The sequence below is a fragment of the Pseudomonas sp. NY8896 genome, assembly GCF_039634505.1.
In genome coordinates this window covers 584,782-597,876 of record NZ_CP132350.1, presented here as the reverse complement: position 1 = coordinate 597,876, position 13,095 = coordinate 584,782, and the positions used below count along the sequence as shown (strand labels likewise).

The window sequence follows — 13,095 nt, the reverse complement described above, 5'->3', positions numbered from 1 at the left end:
GGCCTGCGCCTGGCGTCCTGAACGGCTAGCGATGTGGCAGCGTCCTGGATCTCGCCGTACTGGCGGGGCGTTTCTTGTCCTTGAGCCAAATGATCTTGGCCGATGTCGGCTCCGCTTGTGGGTAACTGCCAACAGAGGCATTGTGGCGCTCCGGGAGGGATTCCAGGTAGGCCCTGATCACTTCGAACTCTGCGTGGCTCAGGCCACGCAACTCCAGCTCGGCTGGCATCTCGTCGCGCAATCGTACCGAGGTCCTGGCCACTTCCAGTGCCAGGCCAAGCCGGTCGATCAGGCGTTCGTAAAGCTCCGGTTTCATTGCGGGTAGCTGCGTCTCTCCCATCCGTTCACCTCATTGAAGATAAAGAATATCTCCCCCCACACCTGAGCTTAGCGGCGCTATGAAAAGCAGCCGGACGCCGCGACCAGCGGGCATTCGCAACGAAGGTTTCCCACGATGCACAGCGCTGCTGTATGCTACGGCGTTCACTCTAAACGACACCGGAGTGCCGGACGCAGCGAGGTTCCGCTGCCTGGAACAAGGTCTCTTCTCTCTCAGCCAAAAGTAGCCATGCACGAACAATACACGCCCCGTGATATCGAAGCCGCCGCCCAGAAGTTCTGGGACGAGCAACAATCGTTCGCTGTTACCGAACAGCCAGGCAAAGACACTTACTATTGCCTATCGATGTTCCCGTACCCGAGCGGCAAGCTACACATGGGCCACGTGCGCAACTACACCATCGGTGACGTGATTGCCCGCTACCAGCGCATGCTGGGCAAGAACGTCCTGCAGCCGATGGGCTGGGACGCTTTCGGCATGCCCGCGGAAAACGCGGCGATGAAAAACAACGTCGCCCCGGCCAAGTGGACGTACGAAAACATCGACTACATGAAGACCCAGCTCAAGAGCCTGGGCCTGGCCATCGACTGGGCACGTGAAGTCACCACCTGCAAACCCGACTACTACCGTTGGGAGCAGTGGCTGTTCACCCGCCTGTTCGAGAAAGGCATCATCTACCGCAAGAACGGCACCGTGAACTGGGACCCGGCGGACCAGACCGTACTGGCCAACGAACAGGTCATCGACGGCCGTGGCTGGCGTTCGGGCGCGCTGATCGAAAAGCGCGAAATCCCGATGTACTACTTCCGCATCACCGACTACGCCGACGAGCTGCTGGAAAGCCTCGACGAGCTGCCGGGCTGGCCTGAACAGGTCAAGACCATGCAGCGCAACTGGATCGGCAAGTCGCGCGGCATGGAAGTCCAGTTCCCGTACGACCAGGCCAGCATTGGCCATGAAGGTACGCTGAAGGTCTTCACCACCCGTCCCGACACGCTGATGGGCGCCACCTACGTCGCCGTCGCCGCTGAGCACCCGTTGGCCACCCAAGCCGCCCAGGGCAACCCGGCGCTGCAGGCGTTCATCGACGAATGCAAGAGCGGCAGCGTTGCCGAAGCCGACATGGCCACCCAGGAGAAGAAGGGCATGGCCACTTCCCTGCTGGTCGAGCACCCGCTGACTGGCGAGAAGCTGCCGGTATGGGTCGCCAACTACGTGCTGATGCACTACGGCGATGGCGCGGTCATGGCCGTGCCAGCCCACGACGAGCGCGACTTCGAGTTCGCCCACAAGTACAACCTGCCGGTCAAGGCCGTGGTGCGCACCAGCGCTGGCGATGAAGTCGGCAGCGAGTGGCAGGCCGCCTATGGCGAGCACGGCCAACTGATCAATTCCGCCGAGTTCGACGGCCTGGACTTCGCTGGCGCCTTCGACGCCATCGAAGCAGCCCTGATCCGCAAGGAACTGGGCAAATCGCGTACCCAGTTCCGCCTGCGCGACTGGGGTATCAGCCGTCAGCGCTACTGGGGCTGCCCGATCCCGATCATCCACTGCCCGTCCTGCGGCGACGTACCGGTGCCGGAAGACCAGCTGCCGGTCACCCTGCCGGAGAACGTGGTGCCGGACGGCGCCGGCTCGCCACTGGCGCGCATGCCTGAATTTTACGAATGCACCTGCCCGAAATGCGGCACCGCGGCCAAGCGCGAAACCGACACCATGGACACCTTCGTCGAGTCGTCCTGGTACTTCGCCCGCTACGCCTCGCCAAACTACGACAAAGGCCTGGTCGACCCGAAAGCCGCCAACCATTGGCTGCCGGTGGATCAGTACATCGGTGGCATCGAGCACGCGATCCTGCACCTGCTGTACGCGCGCTTCTTCCACAAGCTGATGCGTGACGAAGGCCTGGTGACCTCGAACGAGCCGTTCAAGAACCTGCTGACCCAGGGCATGGTGGTCGCCGAGACCTACTACCGTGTGGCCAGCAACGGCGGCAAGGACTGGTTCAACCCGGCCGATGTCGAAATCGAGCGCGATGCCAAGGCCAAGATCATTGGCGCACGCCTGAAGACCGACGGCCTGCCGGTGGAAATCGGTGGCACCGAAAAGATGTCGAAGTCGAAGAACAACGGCGTCGACCCGCAGTCCATGATCGAAGCCTACGGCGCCGACACCTGCCGCCTGTTCATGATGTTCGCCTCGCCGCCCGACATGAGCCTGGAGTGGTCCGACTCCGGCGTCGAAGGCGCCAGCCGCTTCCTGCGCCGTGTCTGGCGCCTGGCTCAGGCTCACGTCAGCCAGGGCCTGCCAGGCAAGCTGGATGTTGCCACTCTGGACGACGCGCAAAAGGTCATCCGCCGCGCCATTCACGCTGCCATCAAGCAGGCCAGCACCGACGTGGGCCAGTTCCACAAGTTCAACACCGCCATCGCCCAGGTGATGACCGTGATGAACGTGCTGGAAAAGGCCCCGCAAGCCACCGAACAGGACCGCGCCCTGCTGCAGGAAGGCCTGGAAGCCGTCACCTTGCTGCTGGCGCCGATCACCCCGCACATCTCCCACGAGCTGTGGCAGCAACTGGGCCACGCAGGGTCGGTGATCGATGCCGCCTGGCCGAGTGTCGACGAACAAGCGCTGGTGCAGGACACCATTACCCTGGTGGTTCAGGTCAACGGTAAACTGCGCGGCCAGGTCGAAATGCCTGCCGCTGCCAGCCGCGAAGAAGTCGAGGCCGCTGCCCGCGGCAACGAGAATGTCCTGCGCTTCATTGATGGTCTGACCATCCGCAAGGTCATCGTGGTACCGGGCAAGCTGGTCAACATCGTCGCCAACTGATGAAAACGCCCACCCGCATTGGCTGCGGGTGGGCGGAACAGGCCCACAAGGGAGCAACAACATGATCAAACGCAATTTGCTGGTAATCGGCCTGGCGGTCATGCTGAGCGCCTGCGGTTTCCAGCTGCGCGGCACCGGCTCCACCGAGCTGAGCGTGAAGGAAATGGACGTCAGCGCACGCAATGCCTACGGCCCGACCGTGGTTCAACTGCGTGAAGTACTGGAACGTAGCGGCGTCAACGTGCACGCAGGTGCACCGTATCGCCTGGTGCTGACCAACGAACAGGAGCGTGAGCGCTCGGCCACTTACAACAGTGGCAACCGTACCGCCGAGTACGAGCTGACCACAGAGCTGAACTACAGCATCCAGGGCCTGAATAACCTGGAGCTGATGAGCGACAAGCTGGAAGTGCGCAAGATCTACGTGCGTGACGGCTCGAACATCACCGGTTCCGAGCAGGAAGCCAACCGCGCCCGTGAAGAAATGCGCCGCGACCTGGTCAACGGCATGGTCGTGCGTTTGCAAATGCTGACCCCGTCCCAGCTGGACGAGCTGCAGCGTAAAGCCGACGAGCGCGCCAAAGCCGAAGCTGCCGCGTTGGAGGCTGCCCGCCGCCAGCAAGCCGAAACACCTCAGCAATCGCCACTGGAAGTACCGGGCAACTAAGCCCGTGCGGGGCGCCCTCGGGTGCCCCGCCTGTTCCCCATGAAGCTCGCCCCCGCCCAACTCAACAAGCACCTGCAAGGCGCCCTGGCACCGGTCTACGTGGTCAGCGGCGACGACCCGCTGCTGTGCCAGGAAGCCGCCGACGCCATCCGCAATGCCGCGCGGCAGCAAGGTTTCGACGAACGCCAGGTATTCAGTGCCGACGCCAACTTCGACTGGGGCACGCTGCTCCAGGCTGGCGCCAGCCTCTCGCTGTTCGCCCAACGCCGCCTGCTGGAACTGCGCCTGCCCTCGGGCAAGCCCGGTGACAAGGGCGCCGCCGCGCTGATGGAGTACTGCGCCAACCCTGCCGAAGACACCCTGCTGCTGATCAGCCTGCCCAAGCTCGACGGCAGTGCGCAGAAGACCAAGTGGGGCAAGGCATTGATCGAAGGCGCCCACTGCCAGTTCATCCAGATCTGGCCGGTGGATGTGCACCAGTTGCCGCAGTGGATCAACCAGCGCCTGCAACAGGCCGGTTTATCAGCACAGCGTGACGCCGTCGACCTGATTGCCGCCCGTGTGGAAGGCAACCTGCTGGCAGCCGCGCAGGAAATCGAAAAGCTCAAATTGCTGGCCGAAGGCAGCCAGATCACCGTGGAAACCGTGCAGGCCGCCGTGGCCGACAGTGCCCGCTTCGATGTTTTCGGCCTGGTCGATGCCATTCTCAACGGCGAAGCTGCACATGCGCTGCGCATGCTCGAAGGCTTGCGCGGTGAGGGTGTGGAGCCGCCAGTCATCCTCTGGGCCCTGGCCCGCGAGCTGCGTCAGCTGGCTGGGTTGGCCCAACAGTTCAGCCAGGGCGTGCCGCTGGACAAAGCCTTCAGCCAGGCCCGCCCGCCTGTCTGGGACAAACGCAGGCCGCTGGTCAGCAAGGCCCTGCAGCGCCTCTCGGCGCAGCGCTGGGCGCAGTTGCTGCAGGACGCCCAGCGCATCGATGCGCAAATCAAGGGCCAGGCCGAGGGATCGCCCTGGACGGGCCTGGCGCGGCTATCACTGTTGATGGCTGGGCAGCGCCTGACCCTCCCCCCTGAGTAATGGGGCTGCTTTGCAGCCCTTTCGCGGCCATAAACACAATCAATTGGCCCCACCCCGCACCACGCCCTACAGTGCGCCCCGAAACCCACCCAACCGGGGAACCCCGCCATGAGCAAAAAGCCGAAAAAACACGGCCCCAACAAGGCCAAGTCGATCATCGCCCAGCCCCTGTTCCGCTGTCGCCAGGAACAACCCGACAAGGGCAAAGGCAGCTACCGCCGCGAAGCCTTCCAATCGAGAGATTGGGAGGCTTCCTACTTTTTGGCGGCATGAAAGCATCGCAAGCGCAGGCATGGTATGGTCGTCACCTGACCTGCAATTCTGGATCTGTGCATGCTCTTCCGTCTTCTCCCCCGTTGGGAAACCCGCCAGCTGATCGCGGCCTCCAGCTTCATCCTGCTTGTGGCCTGCGCGGAAAAACCCACCGCCGCCGACGCACTGCCGCTGGCCCCTGCCCAACCCGCTCCAGTGGTGACTGTGCCCGGCACAACGCCTGACGTCAGCACTGAAATCCAGCCTCTGCAAACCTTCGCCCAGTGGCAGGCAGGCTTCCGCCAGCAAGCCCTGCAAGCCGGCATCTCGCCGAGCACCTTCGACCGAGCCTTCCTCGGCGTCACCCCCGATATGGACGTGATCAAGGCCGACCGCAGCCAGCCGGAGTTCACCCGCCCGGTATGGGAATACCTCGAAGGCGCCCTATCGCCCCTGCGCGTGCGCAACGGCAAGAAGCTGCTGGAGCAGAACGCCGAACTGCTGACCCGCCTCGAACAACGCTATGGCGTCGACCGCCAGGTGCTGGTCGCGGTGTGGGGCATGGAAAGCAACTTTGGCCAGTTCCAGGGCAACAAGTCGGTGATCCGCTCGCTGGCCACCCTGGCCTATGAGGGCCGCCGCCCGCAGTTCGCCCAGGACCAGCTCATCGCCGCGCTACAGATCATTCAGCATGGCGACATCCAGCCCGAGGCCATGCGCGGTTCGTGGGCCGGCGCCATGGGCCAGACCCAGTTCATCCCGACCACCTACAACACCCATGCCGTGGACTTCGACGGTGATGGCCGCCGCGACATCTGGAACAGCACACCGGACGCCCTGGCCTCGACCGCGCATTACCTGCAAAGCTCGGGCTGGAAGCGTGGTCAGCCGTGGGGCTTCGAGGTACAGGTGCCGGCTGGTTTCGACTTCTGGCAGGCTGATGGCGCGCTGCGCAAACCGGTGAGCGAATGGCTGGCGATGGGCGTGAAACTGCCAGCAGGCACCCAGCTGCCGGCCGGTAGCAACCAGCTGTCTGCCGCCCTGCTGCTGCCGGCTGGCGCGCGCGGGCCGGCGTTCCTGGTACTGGACAACTTCCGCGCCATTCTCAAGTACAACAACTCGTCGTCCTACGCGCTGGCAGTGAGCCTGTTGGGTGACCGCTTTAGCGGCTGGGGCTTCATTGCCGGCGCTTGGCCGAAGGAAGACTTGCCGCTCAGCCGCAGCGAGCGCATGGAGTTGCAGAACCTGCTGAACAGCCGTGGGCATGATGCGGGCAATGCCGATGGCATTATCGGCGCCAACACCCGCAAGGCAATCCGTAATGCCCAGCAGGGGCTGGGGTGGCCGGCGGATGGATACCCGACCCACAAGCTGCTCGAGAGCTTGCGCCAGCAGTGAGATTGCCCGGGCCGCTCCCACAGGAGGATCGCATCGCTCTGGTGGGAGCGACCTTGTGTCGCGATGGGCTGCAACGCAGCCCCGGCAATCTCAAGCCTTGTACAAGTCCTGCTCCAGCACCAAGCTCTGCCGATCACTGTCCAGCCTGACCCGAGCCCCCAGCGGCAAACATACATTCGGGTCGCAATGCCCACTGCGCCACCCCGCCAGCACCGGCACACCCAGCGGCGCGAAAGTGTCCTCCAGCAACGGCGCCAACGCCGCCGTGGTAATCCCGGCAAAGTCCCCCACCAGCACACCTTTCACCCCTTCCAGCTTGCCTGCCAGACGCAACTGGGTCAGCAACCGGTCCACCCGGTACAACGGCTCGTTGACGTCCTCGATGAACAGGATGCACCCCTGGGTATCCAGTTCGGCAAGGGTCCCCATGGTCGCACCCAACATAGACAGGTTGCCGCCCAGCAGCGGCCCGCTGGCCGCTCCCGGCAACACACTGCTCAAGGCATAGTCCGCCGGGTGCGCGATCTGCTCGCCTGCCCGCACATGCCCGCCCAATTGCGCCAGCAACGACGACTCGGTCGGTGGCAACTTCGCCCCCAACAGGTCGGCATTGAGCATCCCCCCATGGAAGGTAACCAGCCCGGCATGCCGGTAGATCGCCGTGTGCAACGCAGTGATGTCGCTGTAACCGATCAACGGCTTAGGGTTGCGCCGAACCAGCTCGAAGTCGAGCTGGTCGAGCAAGCGCATGCTGCCGTAGCCCCCACGCATGCACAGGATGGCGTCGATGGACGGGTCGGCAAAGGCATCGTGCAGGTCCTGCAGGCGCTGTTGGTCCGGCCCGGCCAGGTAACCCTGGGCTTGCAGGGCACCTGGGTAGATACGACAACGGTAGCCACGGTCAGCGAACCACTGGCTGACCTTGTGCGTATCCAGACGCGCCGCGCCCGCCGGGGCGACAATGGCAAAGCAGGCGTTGGCCGGCAGTGCGGCTGGCAGGCTGGGTTGAAAGGTTTCGGCGCAATTCATCGCGGCTCCTTGCAGCGCGTGTGGCACAAACAAAAATGCCGATGCCGCCTTACGGCGTGCATCGGCATAGGTCGCTCTGCGCTAGGCTCAGAGCTTGATCTTGGCTTCGTGAGCCTGTTGGTCGGCGTGGTACGAAGAGCGCACCAGCGGGCCGGAGGCAACGTTCTTGAAGCCCATCTTGTAACCTTCTTCGGCGAACCAGGCGAAGGTGTCCGGGTGCACGAAACGTTGTACCGGCAGGTGGCTGCGCGATGGCTGCAGGTACTGGCCGAGGGTGAGCATGTCGATTTCATGCTCACGCATGCGGTGCATTACCTCGATCACTTCTTCGTCGGTCTCGCCCAGGCCGAGCATCAAGCCCGACTTGGTCGGTACGTGCGGCACCATCTGCTTGAACTTCTGCAGCAGGTCCAGCGACCAGTCGTAGTCCGAGCCTGGGCGTGCGGCCTTGTACAGGCGCGGTACGGTTTCGAGGTTGTGGTTGAACACATCTGGCGGCTCTTGCGCGGTGATCTCCAACGCAACGTCCATGCGGCCACGGTAGTCCGGCACCAGGGTTTCCAGTTGCACACCCGGCGACAATGCGCGGATTTCGCGGATGCAGTCGGCAAAGTGCTGGGCACCGCCGTCACGCAGGTCGTCGCGGTCCACCGAGGTGATCACCACATACTTCAGGCGCAGGTCGGCAATCGCGACAGCCAGGTTTTTCGGCTCGTCCAGGTCCAGCGGTTTCGGCCGGCCGTGGCCAACGTCGCAGAACGGGCAACGACGGGTGCAGATGTCACCCATGATCATGAAGGTAGCGGTACCACCGGAGAAGCACTCGCCCAGGTTCGGGCAGGAGGCCTCTTCGCACACGCTGTGCAGCTTATGCTTGCGCAGCAGTTGCTTGATGCGGTCTACCTCGGGCGACACCGGGATCCGCACGCGGATCCAGTCAGGCTTTTTCGGCAACTCGTCGGTAGGGATGATTTTTACCGGGATGCGCGCCACCTTGTCGGCGCCACGCAGCTTGACCCCAGCTTCCACCTTCTTTGGCGCTGGGCGCGGGGTGGCATCCTGGGTAGGTATCAGGTTCGGCACGGCTTCTTGCACAGTTGTCATATTCAGTCGATTCCGCCCGTGAGGGTCGTCTGCTCAGCGTAGTCGAGGTGCTTGACCAGCTGTCCGCGCAGCCTTGTCCTGACCTCGTCGAGTTCGATCGGGCCTGCCAGATCGCGCAGCTGGGTCATGGCCAGCCCCGCATAGCCGCAGGGGTTGATTCGGCGGAATGGCGCAAGGTCCATGTCCACGTTCAGGGCAAGGCCGTGGAACGAACGGCCGTTGCGGATTCGCAGGCCGAGGGAGGCGATTTTCGCTCCATCGACATAGACGCCCGGAGCATCGGGCTTGGCCGATGCCTGCACGTCGTAACTGGCGAGCAGGCCGATCAAGGCCTGTTCGATACGGCTGACCAGCTCACGCACGCCAAAGCCCAGCCGGCGCACGTCCAGCAGCAGGTAGGCCACCTGCTGACCGGGGCCATGATAGGTCACCTGGCCACCGCGGTCAGTCTGCACCACCGGGATGTCGCCCGGCACCAGCAGGTGCTCGGCCTTGCCAGCCTGGCCCTGGGTGAAGACCGCGGGGTGCTCGACCAGCCAGATTTCATCCTGGCTGTCCGGGCTGCGCTGCTCGGTAAAACGGCGCATGGCCTCCAGCACCGGTTCATAGGGCTGCAGGCCAAGCTCGCGAAAACCGAGGCAAGCGGACATCAGAGCACCATTTTCACGATGCCGGTAGCGCGCAGGGCGCTGTTGATATCGTGCAGCTGGTTCTCGCTTTCGGCAACGATGTGCAATTGCACGGTGGTGTACTTGCCTTCCTTGCTCTGGCGTTCGGCCAGGGTGGAAAGGTCGACTTTGGCGTGCTTGCTGAGAATCTCGATGACCGTGTCCTTGAAACCGACAACGGTATCGCCGATTACCTTGATCGGGTAATCGTCGCAAGGGAATTCGATCTTATGCGACTTGACGTCTGGTTCGCTCATGGCGGAAACGGCCTCGTAAGCCGTGGCAACAACAACGCCCCCGCGAGATACGCGGGGGCATGCAGGTCACGTATCAGTTGAACAACCCGTAGAAGAATAGACGGATGCTATCCCACATACGGCGGAAGAAACCACCTTCCTCGACGCCATCGAGGGCGATCAGGTCGGCGCTGTGAACCACTTTCTCGTCCAGTTTGACTTCCACTTTGCCGATCACGTCACCTTTGGCGATCGGTGCGGTGAGCTGCGGGTTCATGGTCATCGAAGCCTGCAGGCGCTTCAATTGGCCTTTAGGCATAGTCATGGTGAGGTCGTCAGCCAGGCCAGCCTTGATCTGGCCGGTGGCGCCCTTCCAGACCGGAGCCTGGGTCAGCTCGGTGCCCTTCTGGTAGAAGGTCTGGGTTTCGAAGAAGCGGAAGCCATAGGTCAGCAGCTTTTGGGTCTCGGCAGCACGCGACTGCTCGCTGTTGGTGCCGAACACCACGGCGATCAGGCGCTGGCCGTCACGAACGGCCGAAGCCACCATGCAGTAGCCGGCTTCGTCGGTGTGGCCGGTTTTCAGGCCATCGACGGTCTTGTCACGCCACAGCAGCAGGTTGCGGTTGGGCTGCTTGATGTTGTTCCAGAAGAACTCTTTCTGCGAGTAGATCGCGTAGTGAGCCGGGTCGACGGTGATGATCGCGCGGGCCAGGGTCGCCATGTCGTGCGCCGACGAGTAGTGCTCCGGGTTCGGCAGGCCAGTCGGGTTCATGAAGTGGCTGTTGGTCATGCCCAGGTCGGCAGCCGTCTTGTTCATCATGTCGGCAAACGCATCTTCGCTGCCGGCGATGTGCTCGGACAAGGCGACCGAGGCGTCGTTACCGGACTGAATGATGATGCCGTGCAGCAGGTCGCTGACAGTCACCTGGCTGCCAACCTTGATGAACATGCGTGAACCGCCGGTACGCCAGGCGTTTTCGCTGACGGTAACCGGGTCGTTCTCACCGATTTGGCCACGGCGGATGTCCAGGGTGGCGATGTAGGCGGTCATCAGCTTGGTCAGGCTGGCTGGCGGCAGGCGCTCGTCACCGTTGTTCTCGACCAGCACGTTGCCGCTGGACGCGTCCATGAGTACGTAGGACTTGGCTGCCAGTTGTGGTGGCGCCGGCGTCATCTGCTCTGCCGCGAAGGCGGCAGGCGTGATCATCAGCAGTACAGGCAGGCAAAGTCGTTTGGCAAGGTTGGTGATGTTCATCCGTCTCTCGAAAATCGCTAATGGTCTGAGATGTTCCCTGGGCAAGATCATGTGCCCAGCGCCAGTCAGTCTAGTTTTATGGCCGGTGGCCTGGCCCGCGAACGTGCGGCTTTATGTCGCTGCGGGCAAAAGCCGTCATTGTACATGGGCGCGCCCGGCAATTCATGACAAAACCGACAGTTTGGAGTTGCCCTGCGGGACCGGGCAAGCCCGCTTCCACAGTCAGTCAGCTGTGACCAGCTTGGCCTGCCCCAAGTTCGCCAGGCGGATGCTGTCTTGTGCTTGCTGGATCTCACCTTGGCTGCCAATCGGCCCCAGGCGCACGCGGTGCAGGGTCTGCTGGTTTCGCACGATCGAGCTGATGAACACCGGCGCGCTGACCATGGTGCTGAGCTTGGAGCGCAGCAACTCGGCAGCGTCCGGGTTGGCGAAAGCGCCTACCTGCAGGAAGCTGCCGCCGTTGCCGCCGGGTACATTGTTGCCACCTACCTGAACCGGCACCACCGGCGCCGCATGCTGCTGTGGCGGCGGGGTCCATTGCTCGACGCGCCCGGTGCTGGCCGGGATCGCTTGGGTCTGCGCCACTTGTGGCTCTTTCAGCACCATCGGCGGCGTCTGGCCACGCTGGGCCCACCACTGCTGCGGGTCGATACCCTCGACGCGCACGTGCGCGGTGCCGATCTCCGCATAGCCGAGCTTTTTCGCCGCGGCATAGGACAGGTCGATGATGCGGTCGGAATAGAACGGGCCACGGTCGTTCACCCGCAGGATCACGCTACGGCCGTTGGCCAGGTTGGTCACCCGCACATAGGCCGGCAGCGGCAGGGTCTTGTGCGCCGCGCTCATGCCATACAGGTCGTACAGCTCGCCGTTAGCGGTGTTTTGCCCGTGGAACTTGGTGCCATACCACGACGCCGTGCCCTCGGCGCGGTAGTTGCGCGAGTCCTGCATCGGGTAGTACGTCTTGCCCAGCACCGTGTACGGGTTGGCCTTGTAGTTGCCGGTATGCACGGTCGGCGTGGCATCGGGGATCTTGTTCACATCCACGTCCCACCACGGTGCGCCGTCCTTGTGCGCCCGGTTGATGTCCAGGCCCGGCTGGCTGCGCACGACATTGCCACTGCTTTGCTGGGTCGGACGGCTGGAAGAGCAACTGGCCAGCGCCACGCCGACGGCGAGGCAGGTGAACAGCTTGAAAGCGTTGCCAGAGATGATTGCACGCATTACTTGACGCCCCGTACTTGAACCAGCTGTTCCGCGAGCTGATGCACCGCCATGGCATACATCACGCTGCGGTTGTAGCGAGTGATCGCATAGAAGTTCTTCAGGCCCATCCAGTACTCGGGGCCGTTGTCGCCCTCGAGACGGAAGGCGGTAACCGGCAGATCATCGCGCAGCGAATCATGAACCGACCAGCCAAGCCCGCGCAACTCCCCTACCGTTTTCACCGGCTCGATGCCTGTAGTCAAGCCTTCGTCTGCGCGCTCACCTTCGATCCAGGCACGGCTGACCACACCCTCACCAGCCACCCAGCCGTGGCGCTTGAAGTAGCTGGCCACGCTGCCGATGGCATCGTCCGGGTTGTTCCAGATATTGATATGACCGTCGCCGTCGAAGTCCACCGCGTAGTTGCGAAAACTGCTTGGCATGAACTGCGGCAAGCCCATGGCGCCGGCGTACGAGCCCTTGAGCATCAAGGGGTCGAGCTGTTCCTCACGCGCCAGCAGCAGGAACTCGCGCAGCTCCTTGCGGAAGAATTCGGCCCGTGGCGGGTAGTCGAAGCCCAAGGTCGACAGGGCGTCGATCACGCGGTAGTTGCCGGTATTGCGGCCGAAGAAGGTTTCCACGCCGATGATCGCGACAATGTACTGCGCCGGTACGCCGTATTCCTGCTCGGCACGCGCCAATACCGCCTCATGCTGGCGCCAGAAATCTACACCGCGGGCAATGCGCGCATCGGTGAGGAACATCGGCCGGTAGTCCTTCCACGGTTTTACCCGTTCGGCCGGGCGCGAAATGGCGTCGAGGATCGACTGCTTGCGCTGTACCTCACGGAACACGCCCATCAGTTGCTCAGGGGCAAAACCATAGTCGCGGCTCATTTCGCCAACGAACTCGGTTACCTGCGGCGAGCCCTCGTAATCACCGGCATGGGCCAGCTGTACAGCGCCGAACAGGCCCACCGCACCGATCCACGGCGCACAACGGGCAGCCCAGTTACGCACTGCTTGCAT

General features: G+C 63.2%; 13 protein-coding genes. 5 read left to right on the top strand and 8 right to left on the bottom strand.

The window, feature by feature from the left end:
• Positions 1 to 25: 25 nt before the first annotated feature.
• Positions 26 to 340 carry a hypothetical protein gene (locus Q9451_RS02650; RefSeq protein WP_012274364.1) on the bottom strand — a complete coding sequence of 105 codons (315 nt, stop codon included), beginning with the start codon at positions 338 to 340 and terminating at the stop codon, positions 26 to 28.
• A 228-nt stretch (positions 341 to 568) separates the two neighbouring features.
• Here Q9451_RS02650 and leuS point away from each other — a divergent pair, with 228 nt between their 5' ends.
• The 5 genes from leuS (at position 569) to Q9451_RS02625 (ending at position 6,569) form a co-directional block, all read left to right on the top strand.
• The gene (gene leuS / locus Q9451_RS02645) at positions 569 to 3,175 is read left to right on the top strand and encodes a leucine--tRNA ligase (protein WP_012274365.1); all 2,607 of its coding nucleotides are present in this window, start codon (positions 569 to 571) and stop codon (positions 3,173 to 3,175) included.
• Between the two features lie 61 nt (positions 3,176 to 3,236).
• Entirely contained in the window at positions 3,237 to 3,842 is a 606-nt protein-coding gene (gene lptE, locus Q9451_RS02640) for an LPS assembly lipoprotein LptE (protein ID WP_012274366.1), read from the top strand.
• A gap of 39 nt (positions 3,843 to 3,881) precedes the next feature.
• Entirely contained in the window at positions 3,882 to 4,919 is a 1,038-nt protein-coding gene (gene holA / locus Q9451_RS02635) for a DNA polymerase III subunit delta (protein WP_041166601.1), read from the top strand.
• Between the two features lie 108 nt (positions 4,920 to 5,027).
• Positions 5,028 to 5,192, top strand: coding sequence for an alternative ribosome rescue factor ArfA (gene arfA / locus Q9451_RS02630; RefSeq protein ID WP_012274368.1), 165 nt, complete (start codon positions 5,028 to 5,030; stop codon positions 5,190 to 5,192).
• Positions 5,193 to 5,252: 60 nt separating this feature from the next.
• Positions 5,253 to 6,569: a lytic murein transglycosylase gene (locus Q9451_RS02625; protein WP_012274369.1), complete on the top strand. Its 1,317-nt coding sequence runs from the start codon at positions 5,253 to 5,255 to the stop codon at positions 6,567 to 6,569.
• Between the two features lie 90 nt (positions 6,570 to 6,659).
• Here Q9451_RS02625 and Q9451_RS02620 read toward each other — a convergent pair whose 3' ends face one another.
• The 7 genes from Q9451_RS02620 to mltB all read right to left on the bottom strand — a co-directional run bounded on the left by Q9451_RS02620 (position 6,660) and on the right by mltB (position 13,095).
• Complete coding sequence (locus Q9451_RS02620) at positions 6,660 to 7,598, bottom strand: LD-carboxypeptidase (RefSeq protein ID WP_012274370.1); 939 nt, start codon at positions 7,596 to 7,598, stop codon at positions 6,660 to 6,662.
• A gap of 87 nt (positions 7,599 to 7,685) precedes the next feature.
• Entirely contained in the window at positions 7,686 to 8,702 is a 1,017-nt protein-coding gene (gene lipA / locus Q9451_RS02615) for a lipoyl synthase (RefSeq protein WP_012274371.1), read from the bottom strand.
• Between the two features lie 2 nt (positions 8,703 to 8,704).
• Entirely contained in the window at positions 8,705 to 9,352 is a 648-nt protein-coding gene (gene lipB, locus Q9451_RS02610) for a lipoyl(octanoyl) transferase LipB (RefSeq protein WP_012274372.1), read from the bottom strand.
• Positions 9,352 to 9,627 carry a DUF493 domain-containing protein gene (locus tag Q9451_RS02605; protein WP_003249736.1) on the bottom strand — a complete coding sequence of 92 codons (276 nt, stop codon included), beginning with the start codon at positions 9,625 to 9,627 and terminating at the stop codon, positions 9,352 to 9,354. The genes lipB and Q9451_RS02605 overlap by 1 nt, the downstream gene beginning before the upstream one ends.
• Before the next feature lie 73 nt (positions 9,628 to 9,700).
• Positions 9,701 to 10,861 carry a D-alanyl-D-alanine carboxypeptidase family protein gene (locus Q9451_RS02600; protein WP_012274373.1) on the bottom strand — a complete coding sequence of 387 codons (1,161 nt, stop codon included), beginning with the start codon at positions 10,859 to 10,861 and terminating at the stop codon, positions 9,701 to 9,703.
• Between the two features lie 222 nt (positions 10,862 to 11,083).
• On the bottom strand, positions 11,084 to 12,085 hold the full coding sequence (locus Q9451_RS02595) for a septal ring lytic transglycosylase RlpA family protein (protein WP_012274374.1): 1,002 nt from the start codon (positions 12,083 to 12,085) through the stop codon (positions 11,084 to 11,086).
• Positions 12,085 to 13,095: a lytic murein transglycosylase B gene (gene mltB, locus Q9451_RS02590; RefSeq protein WP_345960891.1), complete on the bottom strand. Its 1,011-nt coding sequence runs from the start codon at positions 13,093 to 13,095 to the stop codon at positions 12,085 to 12,087. Before mltB ends, Q9451_RS02595 begins: the two co-directional genes overlap by 1 nt.

Excerpts from the sequence above, each read along its gene's own strand:
- Q9451_RS02650 (WP_012274364.1), bottom strand. The coding sequence starts at position 340 with ATGGGAGAGACGCAGCTACCCGCAATGAAACCGGAGCTTTACGAACGC.
- leuS (WP_012274365.1), top strand. The coding sequence starts at position 569 with ATGCACGAACAATACACGCCCCGTGATATCGAAGCCGCCGCCCAGAAG.
- lptE (WP_012274366.1), top strand. The coding sequence starts at position 3,237 with ATGATCAAACGCAATTTGCTGGTAATCGGCCTGGCGGTCATGCTGAGC.
- holA (WP_041166601.1), top strand. The coding sequence starts at position 3,882 with ATGAAGCTCGCCCCCGCCCAACTCAACAAGCACCTGCAAGGCGCCCTG.
- arfA (WP_012274368.1), top strand. The coding sequence starts at position 5,028 with ATGAGCAAAAAGCCGAAAAAACACGGCCCCAACAAGGCCAAGTCGATC.
- Q9451_RS02625 (WP_012274369.1), top strand. The coding sequence starts at position 5,253 with ATGCTCTTCCGTCTTCTCCCCCGTTGGGAAACCCGCCAGCTGATCGCG.
- Q9451_RS02620 (WP_012274370.1), bottom strand. The coding sequence starts at position 7,598 with ATGAATTGCGCCGAAACCTTTCAACCCAGCCTGCCAGCCGCACTGCCG.
- lipA (WP_012274371.1), bottom strand. The coding sequence starts at position 8,702 with ATGACAACTGTGCAAGAAGCCGTGCCGAACCTGATACCTACCCAGGAT.
- lipB (WP_012274372.1), bottom strand. The coding sequence starts at position 9,352 with ATGTCCGCTTGCCTCGGTTTTCGCGAGCTTGGCCTGCAGCCCTATGAA.
- Q9451_RS02605 (WP_003249736.1), bottom strand. The coding sequence starts at position 9,627 with ATGAGCGAACCAGACGTCAAGTCGCATAAGATCGAATTCCCTTGCGAC.
- Q9451_RS02600 (WP_012274373.1), bottom strand. The coding sequence starts at position 10,861 with ATGAACATCACCAACCTTGCCAAACGACTTTGCCTGCCTGTACTGCTG.
- Q9451_RS02595 (WP_012274374.1), bottom strand. The coding sequence starts at position 12,085 with ATGCGTGCAATCATCTCTGGCAACGCTTTCAAGCTGTTCACCTGCCTC.
- mltB (WP_345960891.1), bottom strand. The coding sequence starts at position 13,095 with ATGCAAGCAGTGCGTAACTGGGCTGCCCGTTGTGCGCCGTGGATCGGT.